Here is a 23916-nt window from a genome sequence, read left to right as displayed (position 1 = left end):
AGTTTATTGGTGATGTTTATTGTGCCTTTTATCTTATCAGGGTTACAGTACCTTTCTTTTTAACTATCTGCCCATTGTTAAGGGTAGCTTCCAGGTAATACACATACACTCCAACCGGCTGTGCATGCCCTTTATAAGTACCGTCCCATCCACTGCTAAGATTGGTAGACCTGAATTGCTGCTGCCCCCACTGATCGTATACAGAGAAGTTGACCTTCTGTATAGTATTACCATATACATACAGCACATCATTATTACCATCACCGTTTGGTGTAAAGGCATTAGGTACAAATATTCCGTCGCCAAAAGGATTAGCTGCAGTGCCTGTAACCGCAACAGAGTTTGCACTTTGCTGGCAACTGGTTGCACCCAAAGCCCTTACCACAATAGTTACAGATTGGTTAGGATTAAGTCCGCTTACTATATGTGTAAGCCCTGTTGGGCCTGAGCTCGGAGTTGTGAATGTACTTCCGTTATCAAGGCTTACCTCGTATCCTGCAGCGTCAGGCACGGCTGCATAAGTAAAGGTTACGCTTGAGGTTGTAGTATTTAATACAGTTACTACCGGAGCCGGCAGCGGGCCAAGTATAGTAACCGTTACCGGTGTGCGCGTTGCCGATGGGCATCCTGTATTGTTTACAGCTTCAGCATAATAAGTAGTAGTTGTAGTTAATACTGGAGTAGTAAATGTAGCCCCGCTTGCCAATGCTGTACCTCCGGTTGCTGTTGCATACCAGTTGACAGTAACGCTGCCATTATTGGTTGCGGTTAACACGGTACTGTTATTAGGGCATATACGTGTCCCTTGGGTACTTACCTGTGGTGCAGCAGGGGCGGCAGAAACATTAACTGTTACTGAAGTACGTGTTGCCGACGGACAACCGGTAGCATTTACAGCCTCTGCATAGTAAGTTGCATTAGCGTTTAATACCGGCGTTGTAAAGCTTATACCTGTAAATAGCGCCGTACCACCTGTTGATGAATTAAACCAGCGGTAAGTAACCCCAGCCTGCGGATTTGCGATGCTTAGTGTTGCTTGTGTTCCGCGGCAGGTATTTAAGGTATTGTCTGTCAACATTGGCGCTGAAGGCGCTGTTGCAACAGTTACCTGAACTGTAGCTACAGAGGCACTTGTACATGAGCCATTGGCAGCTTCCACATAGAATGTAGTGTTCGCGTTGATAGCATCGGTAACAAAAACAGCACCGGTAAACAGTTTATTGGTGCGCCCTGCATCAGCATACCAGTTGTAGGTAATGCCCTGCTGCGGCGAAGATACCGATAAGGTTGCCGGACTGCCCGCGCATACGGTAACTGTCGCATCTGTAACTATAGGTGTTGCCGGCTGTGGTGTAACTACCACGTTAACGGCTAACCTTGCTGATGGGTTACAGCTTTGCGCATTGCTTGCAGTTACATAGTAAGTAGTGTTTACGGTTAATACCGGCGTTGTAAATTGTGTGCCTGTATAAACCGGACTACCACCTGCGGCTGATGTATAGAAACTATAGGTTGTAGCTGCATCAGGGTTGCTTATTGTAATGGTAGCTGATGTGTTTTGACAGATGGTTAAACCTGCTGCGTCAACCTGTGGCTGCGGTGCAGTTGAATTATTGATAGTAACCTGTATAGCTGTACGTGTGGTTGATATACAGTTGCCCGTGTTGCTCACAGCCTCTACATAGTAGGTAGTGGCTGATGTAAGCGCCGGTGTAGTATAAGTTGCACCGGTAAACAACAAGTTGCCGCCGGTTTGTGCATCATACCACCTGAAGGTAACATTAGCTGTTGTACTTGTGGCTGTAAGCGTTGCTGCGCTGCCGGCGCATACCGATGGTGTGGTAGAACCACCCTGTGCTGTTACTTCAGGCGCTTGTGGCAGTGCATTAACATTGATATCTACTTTTGTACGCGCAGATGAAGCACAACCCGTGGCGTTAACAGCTTCTGCATAATAAGTGGTATTTTGTGATAATTCACTGGTTGTAAAGCTGGTGCCTGTAAACACTGCTGTTCCACCTGTTGCTGTGGTATACCACCTGTAGGTAAAGCCGCTTACGGGGTTGGCAATGTTAAGGGTTACCTGCTCGCCTGCACAGCTTTGTACGGTATTACCGTTTTCAATTACAGGCGCCGAAGGCTCGGCCGAAACAGTTACCTGAACCATGGCCATGTTGCTACTGCTGCAGCCGTTAATGTTAAATGCCGCTACATAGAAGTTAGTTGTAGCACTTATTGGGTCGGTAACAAAGGTTGGCCCTGTGAATAATACTGTAGTTTGTGCCGGCGAATCATACCACCTGTAGGTTACTCCTGCCTGTGGTGAGGCCACGCTTAGTGTTGCACTGCTGCCTGCGCAAACGGTTACTGTGGGCGAAGCTACCGTTGGATCGGCAGGTTGGGGACTAACAGTTACTGTAACAGGGGTACGTGCAGAGGAATTACAATTACCTGCGCTTGCAGCTTCTACATAAAAGGTTGTTGTAGCGCTTATATTAGTTGTAAACTCTGTACCGGTATATAATAATGTACCTCCGGTTGATGCACTGTACCATCTGTAAACTAAATCCGCTTGCGGATCAGCAATGCTGATGGTAAAATCAGCGCCCTCGCATGCAACCAAACCACCAGCCGGTGCTTGTATCTGCGGCGGATTTGGCACTGGCAGTACAGTGATGTTTGCACGCGTGCGGGTTAAGCTGGTACAAGTACCATTTACGGCTTCAACAAACAGACTTGTGCTGGCAGTAACATTATTCAGCGTATAACTTGTACCTGTAAATACCGGTGTACCGCCTGTAGCAGCCATATAGAAATTATACTGCTGCCCAGCAACAGGATTGTTAACGCTAATGGTCACTGTCCCCCCGCTGCAAACCTCAGTATTAGCGGCATTAAGTGTTGGCGCACTTACCTGGCTTGTAACAGAAACATTTACCCTGGTACGGCCGCCGCTGTTAATACAGCCCGATGCGTTTGAAGCTTCGACATAGAAACTGGTGTTCTGTGTAAGTGCGTCAGTAGTAATGCTTGCACCTGTATAAACTACTGTACCACCGGTTGTTGCAGTGTACCATCTGTAAGTTACACCAGCCTCCGGATTAGTTACCTCAAGCGTTGCAGGACTGTTGTAACATATCTGTATATCCGTAGCATCTACCCCCGGCTTAGCAGGAATAGGATTAACGGTAACAGTTGCCTGCGTACGGGCGGGGCTTGTACAGGTTCCGTTAGATATCTCGGCAAAATAATCAGTAGTAATTACAGGCGATACGGTGAAACTTGGACCTGTGAATAACAGCGTTCCGTTTGTTGCGGCGCTGTACCATCTTACTGTTACTCCGCTAGCGTTTGTTACGTTAAGGATAACACTTTCACCTGCACAGATACTATTTGCCGTTTGTGTAATGGTTGGGTTATCCGGTGTTGCCGTAACGTTTGCGGTTACTGCTACACGGTTAGGATTAGCACATGAGTTTGATGTACGGCTGCTGCCAACATAATAAGTAGTTGTTGCATTAAGAGCATCAGTAGTGAAGGTATTACCTGTACCTGCAACATCACTACCAGTGGCAGATGTATACCATGTATAAGTTACACCAGGCCTTGGGTTACTTACGGTAAATGTTGCCTTACTGCCTGAACATATATTAATGGTAGAAGCTGTTACCGTTGGTGCATCTACCTGCTTGCTTGCATAATAAACATTTAGTGAATTGAATACAGAAACTGCGCTGTTCAGCCTTACTTCAACGCGATCATAGGCAGCGCCCGGAGCAAAACGAATAACCGCTATTGTGTTACCCCCCAGTAACCTCAGGCTGATAGTGCTGCTGCTTATATCAACACGATCACCATTATAGGTATTGCCGTTATAAGATGCAACCTGTATACGACCAAGTACTCCGGCTGCCAGTAATGTAGACGGTGCGCCGATCTTGATAGTAACACTATCGCCGGCAAGGCCACTGTCACTAAATATCAGTGTCTGGCTCACATACGAGCCTAAAACAGCCACAGGTAAATTCAGGCTGCTTGCTGTTGTAGTATCCGCGTCTATCGCGGCGTTTTCATTTGCTACAGCACAACCAACACATAGCAGGCCTCCGTTCACATCATTTAATTGTGTTGATGCAAAATCGCATGAAGTTGAAAATATTGGGTTAACGGTAACTGTTACAGATGTACGTGCAACGCTGGTACAACCGGTAGCAGTTAATACAGCCTCTACATAATAGGTAGTGGTTGATGTAAGCGCTGGTGTGGTGAACGTTGCACCTGTATAAATAGCCGTTCCGCCTGTAGCAGAAGTATACCATTTAAATATTGCTCCTGCAGTTGTAGATGTTGCAGTAAGCGTTGCTTTTTGCCCGGAAGTGACCTGGCCACCTGCAGGGTTTATTGTTACGGTTGGATTTGCTGGTGTAGGAGTTACATCTACATCAACCCTTGCCCTTGTGGCACTAACGCAATCGCCTGATGCTGCTTCAACATAGTATGATCTGTCGGCAGTAAGCTCTGGCGTGGTAAAGGTTGCGCCCGTATGCACCGGTGTACCGCCGGTTGCGTTAGTATACCACCTGAAGGTTACGCCTGTTTGGGTAGAGTTTGCTGTAAGTGTGGCAACAGAGCCCGAGCATGTTTGTACGGTGCTTTGCTGTACTGTTGGCACAAGGGGTGTTTGTGTAACGTTGGCAGTAACCTGTGTACGTGTAGAGCTTTCGCAGGCACCTGCACCTTGTGCTTCTACATAATAAGTAGCAGAGGCGTTCAGTGCCGCAGTAGTAAACGGATTGCCGGTAAACACAGGTGTACCGCCTGTTGGTGTAGTATACCATGCAAAAGTTACTCCCGCAACATTATTAGCAGTAAAAGTTGCCGGCTGGCCAGAGCATACGGTTACAGTAGGTGTATTAACCACCGGGGCTGCAGGCGTTGGCGTAACATTTACAGTTACCGGTGTGCGTACCGTTTGTGTACAACCGTCAGCCGTGCGGCTTGCTTCGGCATAATAAGTTTTTGTTGATGTTAAAACAGGCGTATTAAAGGTAACACCGGTAGCAACTGGTGTACCGCCACTTGAGGTAGTATACCATTTTACAGTTACATGATCGGGCACTGTCGCGGCCAAGGTAGCTTGCGTACCAGCACATGTGGTAACATTTGCCGCACTTATTACCGGAGCAGCAACCTCCTGAGCCGCATCATAAACGTTCAGGGCGGTTAATACACCTGCCAATCCAGAATTCAATCTGATTTCTACCCGGTCAAAATCTTTATCAGCCCTTATGGCAACGCGGAAACGGCTGGTGCCATCTAAAAGCCTGATGGTTATGAAAGAAGTGTTGATCGCACCCCTGTCGTTATTGTAGGTACTGCCATTATAGGTAGCCAGGCTTATTTGTGATAATACACCAACATTGGCCAGGCTGCCCGGTATACCAAAATCTACCAGAATGCTGTCGCCTGCACGGCCGGTATTGGCAAACCTTAGCGTTTGCTGGGCATAACCACCGGCTATGCCAACAGGTACGCTTAATTGCGAAAATGTATTGCGGTTATTGTCAATTGCACCGTTTGCGTTGCTGATACTACAAAGCGCACATAACAATCCGCCGCCAACAGTATTGGTTTGCGCTATAGCTGCATCGCAAGGTACAGGATCATCAGACACAGCGTTAACAGTTATGCTTCCCTGTGCCCGTGTGGCAGACCTTACCCCTGTTGACGAGACAGCTTCGGCATAATAAGTTACCGGGTTAAATACCGGAGGTGTATTGAAATTTGCACCTGTATAAACTACCTGGCCGCCTGTAGGCTGGGTATACCAGTTAAAGGTTACATTAGGTGTGGTTGATGATGCCACCAGCGTTGCCGATGCACCCGGATTAACCGCTTGTGTTGGCGGGGCAACGGTAACATCAGGCACTATAACCGGGTTAACAGTAACCTGTACAGCAGTGCGCTCCGGTGAGGGGCAATCACCCAGTACCGCCTCGGCATAATATGTTTTATTTGCTGATAAGGCAGGTGTTGTAAAGGTTGTTCCGGTAAACACAGTTGTACCTCCGGTGGCTGTTTCATACCACTTTACAATGGCGCCGTCTGCAGCAGTTGCCTTAAACGTAGCAGTTTGGCCAGCCGTAATAGTTGAGTTTGGCGGCACTACTGTTGGCCTTGCAGGCGGATTGTTAACGGTTACTGTAATCGGATACCTTACCGGGCTAACACATGTACCACGGTTGTATTCAACATAATAAGTAGTATTTGATGTTAAATTACCGGTTGTATATGTAGCGCCTGTTATAGATGAAGTACCACCAGTTGGTGTACTAAACCATCTGAAAGAGCCATTGGAAGGCGATGTAATAGTTAATGTTGCCGGGCTACCGCTGCATATCTCAGGTGAGTTATTGGCAAATACCGGTCTTGAATATTGCTGTATGGCATAACAAACATCCAAAGCTGTAACTAAACTTGCCGCTCCTGATTCCAGGCGTACCTGTACCCTGTCATAGGCAGCTGTCGCGGGCACATATACTGCATACCTGTTACTACCCCCTAATAACCTCAGTTTAACAATACCATTATCTAAACCATAACGGGCAACCTGTGTAGTACTGTTGTACAGCGCTACAGATATGCGCCCTGCCACATTTGCATCTGCAAGGCCAACCGGCGTATGCAATACCAGTTTAACAGTATCGCCAGTAAAACCCGGTTGTTGAAAAACAAGATTTTGCTCTGCATAACCACCGATCAACCCGGCTATAACATGTATAGTTGATGCCGTAGTGGTATCAGCATCGGTAGCCAATGCATTGTTTTCAATGCTGCAGCCTATACATATGCCATTTACATTTGTGTTTTGTGTGTTGGCAAACGTACATGGCGAATTGTTGTTAATATTAACATTTATGCTAATAGCTGTGCGGTTAGCCGACAAGCAGCCTGCTGCATTAACAGCTTCTACAAAATACGTTGCATTAGTATACAACTGCGGAGTGGTATAACTATTACCCGTATGCACTGCCGTTGATGCATTGGCAGATGTATACCATCTGTAAGTGATACCGGTTTGTGCATTAGTAACATTTATAGTAGCGGTTTGGCCGGCTGTAATAGTGGAATTATTTGCTGCCAGTACCGGGCTTGCCGGTATTGCCGATACAGTTACTATAGCCTGCGCCCTTGCTGTACTTGGGCAACCGGTTGCATTAACTGCTTCTACATAATAGTTGGCATTGCTATGCAGCACAGGGGTAGTGAAGTTTATGCCCGTATAAAGTATGGCGCCTCCGGTAGTTGTACTGTACCAATTATAGGTTTGCCCTGCAACCGGCGATGCAACTGACAGTACAGCTACGTCGCCATCGCAAATGGTTGGATTATTCAAGGTAAGCGCCGGTATAGCAGGTAATGTGCTCAAGGTTGCCGTCACCATTGTTCGTGCAGGGCTTGCACAGGTGTTACCTGTAACGGCTTCTGCATAAAAATTACTTGTTGCATTAATTACAGGGGTAGTAAAACTGTTCCCTGTACCTAACACAGTGCCACCTGTTTCTGTAGCATACCAGTTGATTGTTACACCTGTAACCGGAGTAGCTGTAAAGGTTACTATACCACCGGGGCAAACAGTTATGTTATTTTTGGCAACTATTGGGGCCGCAGGTATAGGGTTAACGGTAACTCTTATCCCCGTCCTTTCTGATTCATCTGTACATCCGGCACGCATTGCTGCTACATAATAGGTAGTGGTTGCCGGTAATACACCAGGTGAATAGGAAGCGCCTGTATGAACAGGCGAACCACCTTCCTGCTGTGTATACCAGTTATAGGTTGTATTTGGCGTAGCTGTAACAGTAAGTGTTACTGCACTGCCCAAGCAAATATTTGCATTATCGGTAACTATGTTATTATACCTAACTAACGGGCGGGGTATTAATTTTTCTGCTTCGTATAAATTTAAGGATGACAAAACACTGGCAATGCCTCCACCCAAGCGCAATTGTACCCTGTCAAATATCTTAGCCGGTGCATAAGTAACCGTAACCTTTCGGCGGTTAGCAGTTAAATCGAGCAAACGGAGGTTTACAAGCGCCGAATTAAATGACACTGCATCATTATTACTTAAATTACCATTATAAGTAGAAATTGATATGTTGGCTAATACTCCGGCATCTATCAAAGCCTGTGGAATTGATAACGTAAGCCTTACCGAATCGCCAATGGTAGAAAGTCTTTCGTATATAATAGTTTGTTGTGCATAAGACCCAACTGCTGCTATTCCCGCATTTAAAGTTGAGGCAGTATTGATATTACCATCAATTGCATTCTGCGGATTTTCTACCCCGCCAACATCAAGCCCTAAGTTGAGCAAGCCTGCAGATACACCGTGTAACTCATCATAAGCATCGTTACAGGCTACGTTGGCATTGCCATTATAAAATGCATCATACAGGTAAATGCTACCCAAGGCGCCAACCAGCCCTCCGTCAAGAGTTACTCTTACACGGTCATAGGTTTGTGCCGGCGTAATAGATAACTGTACCTGGTTGTTGTTACTTAACGTACTGACAAGGGTAGTTGCCGATAGCGCACTGCCAACAGGAGTACTGCCATTATACGCGCGAATGGTTATACGGCCAAGCAGTGCTACGTCCAGCAAGTTGTCACCAGTCCCCAACTTTATGGTAGCAGGTGTGTTGGCAGCAACCTTAGCACCCGGAAATATCAATTCCTGGTAGGTAGATGCATCAACGCCCACCGCTACATTAAGCGTTGAGTAGGTTTGCAAATTGCCATCTATGGCATTGTTTGGATTGTTAACCACACATCCAAGGCAAAGAACACTACTACGGCCATTACGCTGTGTTGTAGCAAAATTGCGCTGTGCATAGATCTTTAATGTAGAACAGAAAAGCAGCAGTAATAAGACAATTACGGTTCTGCTAAAAAAGGTAGAGGTTTTCATGCATACAGTATTAGGTAATAATGTTACCCCTAATTACGTAGATGCATATTTAATTGGATGAAAGCAGTTTGTTCACTTATATGAATGCATTTTCACACTGTTCACAAATCCATATTTCGTTCATTTTGTTCATTATAAATTTTCGCCCAATACAAGCATTTCGCTTTATTTAAATTAGGACGTTTTAAGTTAATATTCTAATTTTTACAAGCTCTTAAATAACCTGACTTTATAATCAAAATAATGAACACAAATGATCCTGCCGGCACCATACCTGTAAAAGATGCCGAAACCATGATAGCTAACTGGCAATCATTCTTAAACAGTAATAACCCAGATTTTATTGCGCAATCTTTTTTGACGCCGATTATTAGTTTTCAAAATCTTTTAAAATATAACCCCGACGCCGAAAGCGTGAGAATATACATTGGCCTTGAGAACGCGGCCGATCCGCTAAGCGCTAAACTGATGTTCATACCAGTAGTTAACGGTAAAGAAGTGCGCACCCTTACAGCACAAACCGGTACGGACACCTCCTCTGAAGAAATTGATGAAGCAGATGGAGATGCGAACCCGGATCAGAGCAACGTATACGATTTAACAAACGCCTGCCCTCCTGCTTGCCCATAATTTAAAAAATATAGGGTTTATGTTTACAGGCTTTAATATATTTAAAGCCTGTAATAATCCCTGTTAATGTTTAATATATATACTATGTATATCGTACCATCCAGTGCGCTTATACCTATAATAATTGGCTTTGCTTTATATCGTTATTTACCTGCTGCCTTTAAAATCATTAATTGGTTTGTAGTTTTTTCTTCAATAGTCAATACCATAAACCTTATAATGATTAATTATGGATTCACCTCTATAACTATCTTCAATATTTACACCATTTTTGAATTTGCGTTTATAGCGGCATTTTATGCTACATTTTATAGAGAAAATATTCGGAAAATAATTTATGTATTGATGTTTTTGTTTGGGATATTGGTTATAATAAATTATCTGTTTATACAAAACGGATACGAGTTTAACACCTATACCAGGCCTCTTGAGGCCATAATGATTATAGGTTTTGCTATAACCTTTATATTAAAACAGAACAGTGACGAGCAAAGCTGGGGCGATAACAAAAATAACTGGATAAATTCAGGCATTCTTATTTACTACTCCAGCGGGCTTGCTATGTTTATTTTTACCAATCATTTGCTTCATGCCAGCAGATCGATAAACAATTTTGTTTGGTATGTGCATGATACTATTTTAATGTTTGAATATATTTTATTTGCCGTTGGATTTTATAAATGCAAACCACAAACGATAACATCTACATATTAATAGTATTAGCTATGGTAGGGACTTTTTTATTAGTCTCTGCTTTCATTCTCTATTCCGTTCGCAGCCAAAATAGGATGCTTAAGCAAAAGCAGGCGTTTCATCAGGCGCAAATAGCTCACCAAAAAGAGTTGCTGCATGCTATAATTGAATCTCAGGAAGCCGAACGTAAACGGATCGGGCAGGATCTGCATGATGATGTTGGTACAACTATATCCGGCTTACGCTTGCTGATAGAAATGTTTAAACCCGCAATGCACGATGATAAAAAATACCTGGAGTTTAGTCAGTCAAGCAAGGCTATTATTGACAAGATAGTCAAAGATGTTCGCAACATATCCCATAATTTGTCGCCAACCACTTTACGTTATTATGGCCTTACGGCCGCCGTTACCGAACACTGTACAATCATCAACCAGTCGGGTAAGCTGAAAATTACTTTAGACAATCAGGCTGAAAACGTAGTGGAACAACTTGCCCTCTCAACCTCAACAGCTTTTTACCGTGTTTTAGAAGAGTTGATAAACAACACTATTAAACACTCCGGGGCAAGCGCTGCTGCTATTGCGTTCACTACTAATGATAATGTGCTGTGCGTTAATTATACCGATAACGGTAAAGGTATACCTGTTGATCAGGTTACCTTAAAAAAAGGTATGGGTATGCAAAATATTGAAAGTCGTTTACTTAATATTAATGCTACCTACTCCCTTGTAGCGAATACAAGTAACGGTTTTGGTATCAAAATAGAATATCCTCTAACAAATATTAAATTCAAGTGATCAATATAGCCATAATTGATGATCAGAACCTCTTCAGGCAAAGTTTGGCCTTGCTTGTTAACTCGGTCGAAAACTTCAATCTTATTGCAGAATGTACCGATGGCCAAAAGTTTATTGACACATTAAACCATGCTAAATACAAAGTAGATATAGCTATTGTTGACATGGATATGCCTAATATGAATGGCATAGACCTTAATAAGTATCTTCATAAACATTACCCGGATATTAAAGTAATTATCCTGACGGTTCATGTGAATGAAATGCTGATTACAAGAGTAATAAATGCAGGGGCAGCATCATACCTGATAAAAAACTGCGACAAAGATGAGCTGATAGAAACAATAGAGGCTGTATATAAAAATGGCTTCTATTTCAATAACGAGATTATCAAAGCCTTTCGTAATAATGGCGGCCACCATCCTGTAAATTCAGACTTGCTTGAGTTACCAGTACCGCTTTCTAATCGTGAGATACAAATTTTGCAAATGATCTGTAGGGAGATGAATAACGAAGAAATAGCCAAAGAACTTTTTTTAAGCGCCCGCACAATAGAAGGTTATCGTACCAGTTTGATTAATAAAATTAAATGCCGTAACGTTGCTGGCCTGGTTTTATTTGCCATCAAACATCACTTGATAGACCTCTCTTTATGATACGTACTTTTCCGCAATTTTAAAATTACGGAAAAGTACGCAACTGTTATTTATTAAATACTTTGAGTTAAATATTTAATTTTTGCTATTATTATCATCCTTAAAAGGATACATTAAAACCAAAAATTAACCAAAGATAAAAAACCAGTCACATTCCTAAAAGGTGTACAATTTTTCGGGGTAACCCAAAAGCTATATTTACGTATAAATTAATCATTTGTAATTTATCAGCATGGATATAGTATTTATCAGCAACCAAGTAAAATACGATATTTTAAAAACAAGCGGCATGCCGGTGACAGGTTCATATAATCTTACAACTAATACAGCACTTCATGCTTTTGGTTATGATAATGAGGACTTATGCAGGCAATTAGAAGAAAAGCTGAGTATAGTTGCAGAAGAATATAATACAGGGAGAAGAATTGCGAAGGGGGATGTATCAAAGGACTTAACCGTACGTCAATGTATCCAATTAGTTATTTCATAACAGATAAATACAAACAGATAAGTATTGCGTATGCTATCATTTTTACCTCAATACTACGATTTATTAAAAAAAGAGGTTCTTACTAAATCGGGGATACAAAACATTACCCCAGCCGATTGTAAATTAATTGCAGCAGATATATTTAATAAAACTAAACATAGTATCAGCGAGACTACTTTAAAACGCATGTATGGTTTTGCTTACAGCAAATTCAAACCATCATTGTTTACTATAGATGTTATGGCAAGGTATTGCAACTACCAAGGTTGGGAAGACTTTTGCCTGAAAAAAGATAGCCTGATCAGCGGCACAGCGCAAAAGCAAACAAACTGGGATGCGCTGAAAATAAATGCCCGTAAAATAACTAATTTTACTCTTCAGGTTTTGCGTAATAAATCCGGTATCCCATATGCGCAAACTATAAAGAGAAATTTCATTGATTTACATCTTAACGATTTTTTAAACAGCGACTGTATAGCTACTCTGATCTCTGCCCCTGCAGGATATGGCAAAACTGTAGCTCTTTGCCATTGGGTAGAAGAAAGACAGGCATTGAATAGCCAGGCAATAACAAATGATATCATATTGTTTTTTAGTACCAACGCTTTAATGAATGCTTTTTTAAGCGGGCAGGATTTAAACCATTGGCTTTTGGCACTGCTTGGCTATACCTCAAATGAAGATATTACAACTTTGTTTGACAGGCAGCATAAAACTGGAGGCAACTTTTTTCTGATCATTGATGATTTTGATGAGCATGTATACAAACCTGAGCAGTTTAGGTTACTGCTTAACCAGCTAACTGATGTTCTTTCGTTATACCAGTCTGTATCGTGGTTTAAAGTTATTTTAACCATGCGTGCCGCTACCTGGATAAACAACCGCCATGAGTTTGATAACGATAATATTAAATGGCATAAGGCTTTTATTACCGATGACAACTGGGCAATAAATGTCCCCCTTTTCAATACCCAGGAAATAAGAGAGTTAGTATTAAGCATCAACCCTGCACTGCATTACAATGTTTCATCAGATATTGCCATAAATTTTAGTCATCCATTATACTTTCAGTTTTACTATAAACAGCGTAAAGATAATTTTACCCTGAACGACATCAACCATGCATGTATATATGAGTTGGTTTCAACGTTTATACTAAATAAGATTTATATGGGTACCCATAGTGCCGAAAAATTGCTGCTGCTAACCGGCGTTGTAGAGAATATGGATATAGTAAAGGGGCAGTATGAGGTATCTAAAATTAAGGTCAACGGTTTAATCAAGCAATATCATCATGCTTATAACGAATTGCTAAGCATTGGTTTTATAAGGGAAATCAATAACAGCACTGGTCTTAACTATAATACTTCCATACAATTTACTACTAATAACTTTTTAGAATATACTATAGCAAAATTTCTACTTGATAAAAACAACCGCACCTTTGATAAGGTGCTGATTAATAACATAAACACATTATTTATTAATAACAACCGTAAATTGCCTGTATTAAAATGGTGTATAATTTATGCCATAAAAGCAGGCCAGCAAAAAAGTTTTGATCTGATATCTTCCACCCAACTTACACCAAGCGAAAAATCTGATCTGATAATTTTCATGGGCGATTTGCTCGATCAGGAATGCAACGCCACAAATAAATCAGAGTCGCTTATCCAATACTTTAAGCAGGATTGCAGCCGTGAGCTTTTTAACTACTTTTTCGGGCTGGAGTTTATTAATGTGCACTATAAAAAAACGCTGTATACTTTATTAAAATTCAATCTGGCAACGCGTAAGCAAATATTGATACACACAGCCCTTAGCATGGTTGATATTTTAAGCCTTAATCTGCTACAGCTTGAAGCCCATTTAGTTAAACTGCGCGGTTTTACTCCAGAGAATTATAATCAGTTTGCTATTAACCCGTTATACTGCATCGAAACTATTTATAGCTATCTAAAAAACGGAGAGATAAAAAAAGAGGCAGTTAGAAACATTACAAGGTTTATTTTTAATCCGCCGCTTGAAGGGAATTTTTTTGATAACAATGCATCAAATGACATGCTTTATCTTTTAGCAGGGCATACGCTGTTAATTTGCCAGAATTCTATAAAGATACTGCGCTTTATAGATGTACTCACTAAAAATTATAAAACGCTCGAACCTACAGCTACGCATGGCTATTATTTTTTCATGAAAATAATAGCCGCAGATAGTTATTTCAAATTGGGCAAAACCAAAGAGCTTGTAAATATATATAATGAGCTTAACGCTTTATACAAGAATAGCGCAAACACATTTACAGATTTCATGCTTACCGTTTTTTATGCGTTACGCATAAAAGTAGCGTTACATTTAAAAAAGTACGCACCTATAATAGAGGATGTTAAAACCTTTATGCAAATTGCTGATCAGTATACTTTTTCAAAAGTTATAACTTTACGTACAATATTAAACATTACTCAGGTTGCTAATATTTACCCGCAGCTTTACAAGCAATGCCAATATGATCATGCTAAGCTAATGCGCGAAATGGGCTTAGCAAAAGATACTTTTATAACTGCGCAGCTTGTAATTAAATAATTAATCTCTTCCTTATCGGCTATAAATTGCTTAAATGCTTTATATTCAGTGTGGTGATAAAATCTAAGGTGGCTTTGTGTTTTAATGCCTATTTTTGCCCGGATGAAACCCAAAAAACCCAATATACTTGTTGTAAATGACGATGGCATAACTGCACCCGGCATTAAGGCTCTAATGCATGCAATGAAAGATATAGGCCGGGTAGTGGTAGTAGCGCCAGATAGCCCACAGTCTGGCATGGGGCATGCTATTACTATAGGCAAACCACTGCGGTTAGATAAAATTGAGCTTTACGAAGATATTGAGACCTATCGTTGCAGTGGCACTCCCGTAGATTGTGTTAAACTGGCGGTTAATTCGGTATTTAAGGGGAATAAGCCCGATCTTTGTGTTTCGGGCATTAACCACGGCCTTAATAACTCTATAAATGTGCTGTATTCGGGCACAATGTCTGCAGCAGTAGAAGGCGCCATAGAAAGCATACCCTCTATCGGCTTTTCATTAGATGATTATACCATGCAAGCAAACTTTTACCCATGCATAAAGTTTGTAAAAGAAATAGCCTTACAGGTTTTAACGCATAGCCTACCTGTTGGCACAGTGCTAAATGTTAACTTTCCGGCAGGCGATAAAATAAAGGGCATAAAGATTTGCCGCCAGGCAAATGCTAAGTGGGCAGAAGAATTTGACGAGAGGGTTGATCCACACGAACGCCCATACTACTGGCTCACAGGCGTTTTCCAAAACAATGATAACGGCGAAGATACTGACGTTTGGGCGCTTGAACATGGCTACGCATCTGTTGTGCCAACGCAGTTTGATATGACCGCACACCATGCCATACCTGTTTTAAATAGCTGGAATTTTAATGTTTAGGCGAAATACTATCCTTATCGGGCTTTTATTAGGTTGCATTCCGCCGCTGATATTGTGGCTGATATTTGCCTTATTTTTAAAGGATGATGCGATAATCATGAACAAACCTGCTATTCCATATTTAATAGCAATTTTATTGAATTTACTGATGCTACGTTATGCTGCACGCAAACACCTTGATCAAACATCACGTGGTATCATGATCTCTACATTTATTTGCATGTTGTTGCTTGTGATTTTTAAGATGCATTAAGTATGAAATATTACCTGGTAGCCGGCGAGGCATCCGGCGATTTGCACGGTGCAAACCTCATGAAAGCTTTAAAAGAGCTGGATACTGAAGCCCAATTCCGTTATTTTGGAGGTGATCTTATGCAGGCCGAAGGCGGCACCCTGGTAAAACACTATGCTGAAATGGCTTTTATGGGCTTTGTTGAAGTGGTGATGAACCTGAATACTATTCTAAAAAACCTAAAGCACTGCAAACAGGATATCGCCGCTTATCAGCCTGACGTTTTGGTACTGATCGATTTTCCGGGATTTAATTTGAAGATAGCAGAGTTTGCTAAACAGCATGGCCTGTTAGTTTGCTACTATATATCTCCAAAAGTTTGGGCTTGGAACCAAAAACGTGTACTAAAAATTAAACGCATTGTTGATCATCTGTTTTGTATCCTGCCTTTTGAAGTTGATTTTTACAAAAGCTGGGGCATGGATATAGACTATGTAGGCAACCCATTATTAGATGCGGTTGATGCTTTTAAACCCGACAACCAGTTTTTGCAAAAATACAATCTGAACACTAAAAAGATCATAGCACTATTACCAGGCAGCCGCAAGCAGGAAATAAGCCGGCTACTGCCAGATATGGCATCTGTAATTACTAATTTTCCAAATTATCAGTTTGTTATTGCCGGTGCCCCATCTTTTGCGCCGGCCTATTACGATACATACATCGGCGATACAAAAACTCAGGTGATTTTTAATGCTACTTACGATATATTGGCTAATGCTCATGCTGCAGTAGTTGCCTCAGGCACTGCTACCTTAGAAACCGCTTTGTTCAAAGTGCCGCAAATAGTAGTTTACAAAGGCAACCCTTTAACAATCAAAATCGCGCGGTCACTCATAAAAATCGGGTTTATATCGCTTGTAAATTTAATTATGGATAAGCTTGTGGTGAAAGAGCTTATTCAGGAATACTGTACCCCTGTAAACATTTCTGAAGAATTGAATAAGCTGATTGACGATAATGCTTATCGGAACAAGATGCTCGCCAACTATGATTTACTACTGGATAAGATGGGCGCGCCCGGCGCATCGGGCAAAACAGCGGGCCTGATAATTAATTACGCCAAAAAAAATAAGGCTTAGCTATCTGGTAGCCAAGCCTCATTTCCCTCAAAGGTGTAATGTTTAAATAGTATAGATGATATATGATTGATCAGGCAGCTGACAATTGCTGTGCAGCCTTCTGTTTGTTGCTTGAAAACTGAGTGCGTTCCCTAAAAGCTTTTAAGTCTTCCATTAACAGATTTTTTAAATCGTTATCAAAACGCGCCACTAATTTGCTTGTAGATATTTTATAAGTTTTCATAGGTAGGTGTTTAGTATTGAAGTTTAGTTGAGTTTAATTATGCAGCCTGTTTTTTTGATTTTAGGGCTTTCAGATCACTCATTAATATATTCATTAGTTCTTTGTCGAAACGGTTCACTAATTTGCTGGTAGCTGGTTTTTGATAAGTTTTCATGTTGAAATATTTTAGTTATTGATTCAGTTAATATTGATTTCCTTATTCGTTGTTTTCGTTATCCTGATTTTCGCTTAAATTATCGTGCCTGCGTTTTGCTTCCTTATATTGTCTTTCTATCTGTTCTTTATCGCGGGCATCTGATGTACTTTCAGGCGCTTGTGGATTGTCCCACTCTTTTTGTTCGCCTGCTTCATTATTTTCTGGGTCGATCATCATTATAACCTCGTTTGATTAATTGTATTCCAATTGAATGCCAAAAACATCATTTTCCACAAAAAAATTCAAAATTATTTCCCAACTCTATTTATCAACTCAAAATTAGCATTTAATAGATGATTTTATACCACTTTTAAATTTGGTCTGCGGATATATTTTAGATTAATATGTTCAAACTGTTTGAGATTATGGTCGGTTTAATACCTATAAAATAAAAAAGCGTCCGTTTACAGACAACAACCGTTCTATTTTTAGAAATCAGATTAATGAAGCATTTTAAAGGAGCCAAATGGATTCAAAAAACTTTTATAGGTGCTTTATAATCATTTAACATCACTATTACATTTATTTTACAGTGCATTTATTCTAAAATTGTCAAATAATGTAAAAAACTACTTACGATATAGCTAATTTTACATACTCAAGCGCTTATTTAGCATGTTTTTCATTAAAAATTAAAATATTTTACAAAATAAAGTACAATAATTATTAATAAATTATGTTTTGTTCATACATTTGCGTTGAGGGAGCTTGAATAAACAAATAATCAACTTGCATCTCAAATTGTTACAATTAAATTACAAAATAAATTTTGGCAATTTAAAACATAGTGTTAATTTTACACTATCAAAAAACGATAAAAAAGTCTTCTCATAATTTAGGTTTATAATTGGTTAGTAAAGGCCCCTGCCCATCAGGGGCTTTACTTTTTTAAAGCCCTGTATACTTTTTAGTTCAACGCAATTTTATTCATCCTTACAATTCATTTCTCAGGCAATAAGTAAACCGCTATCTTTAGTCAAATCTGTAACATCAATCTACTCCCTGCAAATGCACTCTGTTATCATATTATGTTTAGGACTTGTTTTTAGCGTATCCATTCTGGCTATTATCGCTCAAAAGTTAAAAATTGCTTATCCAATATTCCTGGCGCTTGCCGGCTTGGTAATAAGTTTTATACCAGGCATACCTAAGATACACATCATCCCAGACCTGGTTTTTCTGGTTATTTTGCCACCGATATTATATGATGCGGCTCAAAACATGTCGTTAAAAGCACTCTGGAAGTGGCGACGCATTATTAGTGTTATGGCTATAGGCTTTGTTTTGTTTACGGCTATAGCAGTAGCTTTTGTAAGCACGTGGCTTATACCAGGCTTTACGCTTGAGCAAGGGTTTTTACTTGGCGCTATTATTTCTCCGCCAGATGCTGCTGCTGCTACAGCCATATTACAATATACCAAGCTTCCAAAAGGTTTAACAGCTATTTTGGAGGGAGAAAGCTTACTGAATGATGCTACCAGCTTAACGGTTTTCAGGTTTGCGCTTGCTGCAATCATATCAAACCATTTTGCCTGGCATGAGGCTGCCGGTGGTTTTATACTGGTGGTATTATCAGGAGTGCTAATAGGCCTTGCTATAGGCCTGGTTTTTTATGCTATATATAAATGGCTACCCACTACAGCAAATTTGGATATTGCCATATCATTGGTTATACCTTATATATTATATATATCTGCCGAGGCTGTAAACTCATCGGGCGTGCTTTCCGTAGTAAGCGGCGGTTTATTTATTGCTTATCAAAATCATTTCGTATTTTCTCACAGCAGTCGTTTAAAGTCAGGCGCCCTATGGCCGTCTATCGTGTTTGTGCTCAACGCAGTAATTTTCTTTTTAATCGGCCTGCAGCTTCCGGATATAATCACCGGCATTAAAAACATGAGCATATCATCAGCATTATTTATTGCCTTGGTTATTACCCTGATTATCATACTTACACGCATATTATCAGGTTTGTTCTCTGCCGTATTTACACGTTTTATAAGCCGGTACATCACAGTAGCACAAAATAACCCGGGCTGGCGCAACCCACTTACCATAAGCTGGGCCGGTATGCGTGGTGTAGTTTCTTTAGCTTCGGCCCTTTCTATTCCGCTGCTTCTGCCGTCCGGTCAAACTTTTCCTCATCGCAATCTGATCTTGTTTATCACCTTTGTGGTCATTATAGTAACACTTATTGGCCAGGGCCTGGCCCTACCCTGGGTAATACGCAAAGTTAAACCGGAGGGCATGCCTGAGCAAAAGCCCGACAATCAGCAAATAATGGAAATTGAATACAAGCTGATATGCAGTGCTGTTAATGAATTACAGTCTAAATATGGCCAGGAAATAGATGGAAACGATTTGTTAAAGCATAAACATGAATTTTTGAAACATAAAGTAGATCTGCTAAGAAAATCAAGTGAAGGAGACGGCGCCAGGAAAAAAGCAAATAAGATGATGAGCGAATACCGGAATATTATGACCCAGGTAACTGAAAAGGAACGTACAGAGCTGCATAAATTCAGGAAAAAGGACGGTTATGACGACGATGTTATACGGTATATTGAAAACAGACTTGACCTTGAAGAAGAGAACATGCAGGATGATATTGAATAATCAGCCTCAGGTTACATTGTAAGTACGACAGGTGAAAATTAGAAATTGCAAACTTGCCATTTTGAAGCGTCTGTATTTGGGTGCCGTAAGATTAAAGGCAAACGCTTACTGCTTCACCGCAATTAAATGAAATTTAAATTTCATTTAATTGCGGGATATAATATATTTGCATCCCGCAAAAGGGGGATTAGCTCAGCTGGCTAGAGCGCTTGCATGGCATGCAAGAGGTCATCGGTTCGACTCCGATATTCTCCACACACTAATTGACAATCAGGCTTTTAGAATTTAATCTAAAAGCCTGATTTTTTTTTGGGTACAACACTTTGCTTAAATTTCATTGAGATTTTCCAGTCACAATCTGCGTGAAATGCGAAATTTTAAGATTTTTTGGACAAAAGGTTGTTGTGTAGCAGATAGCGTCTTGTCATTCGTTTCGTTAATAAATTAATTGCAGATGCCCCTAATTGATGCTAGCGGCACAAGGACATTAATTTTCACATATCAATCACTTCTATCTGGTTTGAAAATGAATTTCACAATTCGGTAACCATTGCTTTAATTGTTTCTTATCGTTTCTTGATAAATAATTGTCATCTAATCTTATCTCTTTCAATTTTGTTAACTTTTTGATTTCAGGAGAAATGTAACGGAGTGGGTTATTCCAAATTTCAAGTTTTTCGAGATTAACCAAAGAACCTATACAGTTGGGTATACTATCTATTTGGTTATCAAAAATTAGTAATTCTCTAAGATTAGACAGATAGCGAACTTTATCAGAGATGCGTTTAATCTTATTTGTATAGACCTGCAATGTTCGAAGCCCACTTAAATTTCTGTCTACGAACTCCAAATCTTTAAATTCATTCTCTTTAATTGAAAGCCATTTCAGATGAGGAATCGTCTTGATTTTTTCAGGAAACTTTGACAATTTGTTGCCAGAAATATCAAAGTCCTCTAAACTATCAAGATTTGAAAGATCGGTTTTAATTTCGCGTATTTCTGTTTTTCCTACTAATAGGCTTTTTAGGCCTCGCATTTTATACAAATCATTTGGAAATGACTTTATGGGATTTGCACCCAAATAAATACTATGAAGTGATTTAATTTTATAAAGCTGTGGGGGAATCGTTGTAAATTTATTATCTGCGAGGTAAATTGTGTTAATCGGTAATGTGCTGACTGCATCAGGCAGATAAGCAAGTCCAGCACCTTGAAGAGTTAGATACGCCCCCTCTTTAGCCATTACAATCGACACCCCTGAAGACGTATAAAAGGTTTTTAATTTGCCTGCATCAATTTTGTTCACAAGTTCTACTATACGCTTCTGCGCTAATGAATCGGATTGCTCTCTTTTGCTAAACAACCATGCCTTCACTATTCCCTTGTTTTTAATACAGGGAAATTGAAAGTTGGGGATTCCATTCAATGTCATTTGTTTCAACTGCAGATCCATCGGAGTATTGGTATCGTTGCCAGGTTGGCATATCTTCCTCCTTTGTGGACGTAATGACAACACCTCTACTAGGGATTGTGAGAGTTTTAGTCCATAGAAAAGTTGGGGGCAGCGCAGGATAACCTGGAATGCCAAAAACTATCCCTACCGTTCCTTTGGATGTTTTAGAAAAGATAAAAGTTGTATGTTCCTGCCATTTAAAAACATAATAGGAAACAGTAAAAACATACACCAACGAAACTCCGATCTGTATTATTTTAAAATTTTTAGTCTTGGAAGCAAAGTAATTAATGAGATAGAGTAATATTGAACTTATCATCATCAATATTCCTATTCCAAGACCAAACCCACCGGTGAAGTAAATTATCGCAAGGCCTAAACAAATAGTTAATACGGAAAGGGCCTTGAGGGGAGTAATGTTTGATCTTTTCAATTTTGTCAAGCTTGGAATCATAAATACTAATATGGCAACAACCAAGAATCCTTCCGTGTAATCAGATCGTAATGATAAACTCCCGCGCGCATGCCTGCATACATAATATTATTTCTGATAACCATTGAATTAGGATAAAGAGCCGCGTACCATAATCCTTTATCAACTAAAAAAGATATTTGTGCATTTCGATCTACTCGTAACAAACTTTTAGAAGTGATAATGATAAAGTTACCTTGACTATCTAATGCAATAGCTTCTGGTGCTGTTGGTAGTTTTAAGTGTTCGCTTACAGCCCATCTATCGTTTGATTTATAGATTTCAATAATGCTTCCTTCCGACATCCCTAAATGTGCAAGCCCTTCAATGGCGTATTGTTTGCCTCCTCTATTAATAAACTGCACTATCTCATGATTTGATATTTTATAATAATTCTTACCATCACTTGAAACCCAGTATAGAGCACCGCCCCATTCACCTCTGTAAAAACCTACTAAATAACCATTATCTACGTTCAAGATTGAAGCCCTTCCTAAAAAGTCACGACTATCCGCTTTCTTAACTTTAATTTTAAAGGGTAATTGAGGGTATGGAAGTTCTTTCTTATCTACCACAAAAACAGAATCGTTTTTCTCATAGACAGCCCATTCTTGTAAAGAGAAACCATATTTTCTAAGGCTGTCCGGATTAGTAGGAATTGGATGCGTATTCCAATTACTGATTAGGTTTTTATCATTTTGGCCTAAACAACTTTCGAGATTAAATACTATTATTATGATAAGTAGGTTAAATTTCATGAGTTGTAGTTATTAAAGAATTAATTAATAATCATAAATATGCTCTATATTCACCCCTTTTAGTTTAAGTGTTCTTACTAGCGAGCTAAGGTTTTCCACCGTTGTCACTAAAGCAACTCTACTTAAGCCCGATTTGGTAAAGATCGGCTGAGTAAATAGCACTTTATAATTGCCGGTAACATTTAAAGACTTGTCGGTTAAAACAGTAAGCATAATAGCGCCTTTATTTCCGGCAATCTCATTAAAACCAACACCATTTTCAGCCAGCCTATTAACCGCCGTATTAAATTCAGCGTAACGGGGTAAATTAGCCAGCACCTTACCGTTGGGCAATACTTTTATGTTATGCACAAATCCGATTGTATCCACCCCTGAGGGTAGCCTATCCATGACTACTGCGGTTTGCAACGAGGCTGTTTCATAAGCCGATTTTGTGCCTAAACCAATCAGCCAGCCATATGCACTTTTAACCAATAATTCGGTAGTAAGATAATAGCGCCTTTCCAGTTTTCGCAGTAAATGCGGGCCGGAGAAAGAGGTATTGCTCCATAACGATTTGAGCTGATGGTTAAAATCATACTCGTACCATGGCAATGCCTCAATAAATTTCACGTAACTATGCTCATAATCGGCGTTGAACTTATCCTCGGTGGTCATTTTTTCATTGGGGTTGGTATCGGTTACCCGGCCAATAATGGTTTCGTAAAATGATTTGATACCGTACTCAACTGTTGTACTGCCGGCTATTACCCATATCATAACATGGTAGCCGGTATTGAATGGGAAATTACCTTTGATCTGATTATACACAACGCCATAGCCACCCCACATCTGGTCGACATGCTTTAGGTATGGAAATGTGGTTGAAGTGTGTGTTTTAAAGTAACCCGCCTGTTCCGCCGGACTAAACACAAGGAACCACTCGGGGTAAGTCAGGAAAGTTTGATCAGGCGGACGTATCGCTGCCTGAGGTGTTAGCGGATGCTGATTGGTTGCCAGCCAGGCTTTATCAACCAACAAACCTTTCCCGGCAGCCACAGTGGATGGCTTCCTGTTTTTAACAGCAAACGTTATGATGGCGAGCAGCAGGGCAATTAATGTCAGTATCCTCAGCCTTTTCAT

At 40.4% G+C, this 23916-nt stretch carries 17 protein-coding genes and 1 tRNA gene; 11 read left to right on the top strand and 7 right to left on the bottom strand.

Translation table 11 applies throughout. From position 1 onward, the window contains the following. Window positions 1-28: 28 nt before the first annotated feature. Window positions 29-8974 carry a gliding motility-associated C-terminal domain-containing protein gene (locus ACFQZX_RS07665; RefSeq protein WP_377113335.1) on the bottom strand — a complete coding sequence of 2982 codons (8946 nt, stop codon included), beginning with the start codon at window positions 8972-8974 and terminating at the stop codon, window positions 29-31. Between the two features lie 243 nt (window positions 8975-9217). On the opposite strand from ACFQZX_RS07665, the gene ACFQZX_RS07660 reads away from it, so the two are divergent. The 9 genes from ACFQZX_RS07660 to lpxB all read left to right on the top strand — a co-directional run bounded on the left by ACFQZX_RS07660 (window position 9218) and on the right by lpxB (window position 17076). Further along, window positions 9218-9604: a hypothetical protein gene (locus tag ACFQZX_RS07660; protein ID WP_377113333.1), complete on the top strand. Its 387-nt coding sequence runs from the start codon at window positions 9218-9220 to the stop codon at window positions 9602-9604. 219 nt (window positions 9605-9823) lie between these two features. Then, window positions 9824-10318 carry a hypothetical protein gene (locus ACFQZX_RS07655; RefSeq protein WP_377113331.1) on the top strand — a complete coding sequence of 165 codons (495 nt, stop codon included), beginning with the start codon at window positions 9824-9826 and terminating at the stop codon, window positions 10316-10318. 74 nt (window positions 10319-10392) lie between these two features. Continuing rightward, entirely contained in the window at window positions 10393-11097 is a 705-nt protein-coding gene (locus ACFQZX_RS07650) for a sensor histidine kinase (protein ID WP_377113329.1), read from the top strand. After that, window positions 11094-11753, top strand: a complete 660-nt coding sequence (locus ACFQZX_RS07645) for a response regulator transcription factor (RefSeq protein WP_377113327.1) — start codon at window positions 11094-11096, stop codon at window positions 11751-11753. The genes ACFQZX_RS07650 and ACFQZX_RS07645 overlap by 4 nt, the downstream gene beginning before the upstream one ends. Before the next feature lie 232 nt (window positions 11754-11985). Further along, window positions 11986-12243 carry a hypothetical protein gene (locus ACFQZX_RS07640; RefSeq protein ID WP_377113324.1) on the top strand — a complete coding sequence of 86 codons (258 nt, stop codon included), beginning with the start codon at window positions 11986-11988 and terminating at the stop codon, window positions 12241-12243. A gap of 30 nt (window positions 12244-12273) precedes the next feature. Further along, window positions 12274-14826, top strand: a complete 2553-nt coding sequence (locus tag ACFQZX_RS07635) for a hypothetical protein (RefSeq protein WP_377113322.1) — start codon at window positions 12274-12276, stop codon at window positions 14824-14826. Between the two features lie 102 nt (window positions 14827-14928). Beyond that, on the top strand, window positions 14929-15702 hold the full coding sequence (gene surE / locus ACFQZX_RS07630) for a 5'/3'-nucleotidase SurE (RefSeq protein ID WP_377113320.1): 774 nt from the start codon (window positions 14929-14931) through the stop codon (window positions 15700-15702). Then, on the top strand, window positions 15695-15955 hold the full coding sequence (locus tag ACFQZX_RS07625) for a hypothetical protein (RefSeq protein WP_377113318.1): 261 nt from the start codon (window positions 15695-15697) through the stop codon (window positions 15953-15955). Before surE ends, ACFQZX_RS07625 begins: the two co-directional genes overlap by 8 nt. 2 nt (window positions 15956-15957) lie before the next feature. Further along, a complete protein-coding gene (gene lpxB / locus ACFQZX_RS07620; protein WP_377113316.1) occupies window positions 15958-17076 on the top strand; it encodes a lipid-A-disaccharide synthase in 1119 nt (372 codons plus the stop codon). A 70-nt stretch (window positions 17077-17146) separates the two neighbouring features. Here lpxB and ACFQZX_RS07615 read toward each other — a convergent pair whose 3' ends face one another. Together ACFQZX_RS07615 and ACFQZX_RS07610 are read right to left on the bottom strand one after the other, a co-directional pair. Next, window positions 17147-17299, bottom strand: a complete 153-nt coding sequence (locus tag ACFQZX_RS07615; RefSeq protein WP_377113314.1) for a hypothetical protein — start codon at window positions 17297-17299, stop codon at window positions 17147-17149. A 196-nt stretch (window positions 17300-17495) separates the two neighbouring features. Then, entirely contained in the window at window positions 17496-17672 is a 177-nt protein-coding gene (locus tag ACFQZX_RS07610) for a hypothetical protein (RefSeq protein WP_377113312.1), read from the bottom strand. Window positions 17673-18503: 831 nt separating this feature from the next. Here ACFQZX_RS07610 and ACFQZX_RS07605 point away from each other — a divergent pair. Together ACFQZX_RS07605 and ACFQZX_RS07600 are read left to right on the top strand one after the other, a co-directional pair. Further along, entirely contained in the window at window positions 18504-20111 is a 1608-nt protein-coding gene (locus ACFQZX_RS07605) for a Na+/H+ antiporter (RefSeq protein ID WP_377113310.1), read from the top strand. 181 nt (window positions 20112-20292) lie between these two features. After that, window positions 20293-20366, top strand: a tRNA-Ala gene (locus ACFQZX_RS07600). Window positions 20367-20622: 256 nt separating this feature from the next. Here the strand turns inward: ACFQZX_RS07600 and ACFQZX_RS07595 are convergent. The 4 genes from ACFQZX_RS07595 to ACFQZX_RS07580 are packed head-to-tail and all read right to left on the bottom strand — an operon-like array spanning window position 20623 to window position 23916. Further along, complete coding sequence (locus tag ACFQZX_RS07595; RefSeq protein ID WP_377113308.1) at window positions 20623-21486, bottom strand: leucine-rich repeat domain-containing protein; 864 nt, start codon at window positions 21484-21486, stop codon at window positions 20623-20625. 13 nt (window positions 21487-21499) lie between these two features. After that, the gene (locus ACFQZX_RS07590; protein WP_377113306.1) at window positions 21500-21997 is read right to left on the bottom strand and encodes a hypothetical protein; all 498 of its coding nucleotides are present in this window, start codon (window positions 21995-21997) and stop codon (window positions 21500-21502) included. Between the two features lie 26 nt (window positions 21998-22023). After that, window positions 22024-22794 (bottom strand): hypothetical protein, encoded by a 771-nt coding sequence (locus tag ACFQZX_RS07585; RefSeq protein WP_377113304.1) that lies wholly within the window; start codon window positions 22792-22794, stop codon window positions 22024-22026. Window positions 22795-22818: 24 nt separating this feature from the next. Continuing rightward, on the bottom strand, window positions 22819-23916 hold the full coding sequence (locus ACFQZX_RS07580) for a hypothetical protein (RefSeq protein ID WP_377113302.1): 1098 nt from the start codon (window positions 23914-23916) through the stop codon (window positions 22819-22821).

The organism is Mucilaginibacter litoreus (assembly GCF_042676805.1).
Classification (GTDB): Bacteria; Bacteroidota; Bacteroidia; order Sphingobacteriales; family Sphingobacteriaceae; genus Mucilaginibacter; species Mucilaginibacter litoreus.
The sequence above is the reverse complement of the archived record's forward strand: the minus strand, read 5'-3'. Positions and strand labels throughout refer to the sequence as shown.

Coding starts and splice junctions, on each gene's coding strand:
- ACFQZX_RS07665 (WP_377113335.1), bottom strand. CDS start 8,974: ATGAAAACCTCTACCTTTTTTAGCAGAACCGTAATTGTCTTATTACTG.
- ACFQZX_RS07660 (WP_377113333.1), top strand. CDS start 9,218: ATGAACACAAATGATCCTGCCGGCACCATACCTGTAAAAGATGCCGAA.
- ACFQZX_RS07655 (WP_377113331.1), top strand. CDS start 9,824: ATGATTAATTATGGATTCACCTCTATAACTATCTTCAATATTTACACC.
- ACFQZX_RS07650 (WP_377113329.1), top strand. CDS start 10,393: ATGCTTAAGCAAAAGCAGGCGTTTCATCAGGCGCAAATAGCTCACCAA.
- ACFQZX_RS07640 (WP_377113324.1), top strand. CDS start 11,986: ATGGATATAGTATTTATCAGCAACCAAGTAAAATACGATATTTTAAAA.
- ACFQZX_RS07635 (WP_377113322.1), top strand. CDS start 12,274: ATGCTATCATTTTTACCTCAATACTACGATTTATTAAAAAAAGAGGTT.
- surE (WP_377113320.1), top strand. CDS start 14,929: ATGAAACCCAAAAAACCCAATATACTTGTTGTAAATGACGATGGCATA.
- ACFQZX_RS07625 (WP_377113318.1), top strand. CDS start 15,695: ATGTTTAGGCGAAATACTATCCTTATCGGGCTTTTATTAGGTTGCATT.
- lpxB (WP_377113316.1), top strand. CDS start 15,958: ATGAAATATTACCTGGTAGCCGGCGAGGCATCCGGCGATTTGCACGGT.
- ACFQZX_RS07615 (WP_377113314.1), bottom strand. CDS start 17,299: ATGAAAACTTATAAAATATCTACAAGCAAATTAGTGGCGCGTTTTGAT.
- ACFQZX_RS07610 (WP_377113312.1), bottom strand. CDS start 17,672: ATGATGATCGACCCAGAAAATAATGAAGCAGGCGAACAAAAAGAGTGG.
- ACFQZX_RS07605 (WP_377113310.1), top strand. CDS start 18,504: ATGCACTCTGTTATCATATTATGTTTAGGACTTGTTTTTAGCGTATCC.
- ACFQZX_RS07585 (WP_377113304.1), bottom strand. CDS start 22,794: ATGAAATTTAACCTACTTATCATAATAATAGTATTTAATCTCGAAAGT.
- ACFQZX_RS07580 (WP_377113302.1), bottom strand. CDS start 23,916: ATGAAAAGGCTGAGGATACTGACATTAATTGCCCTGCTGCTCGCCATC.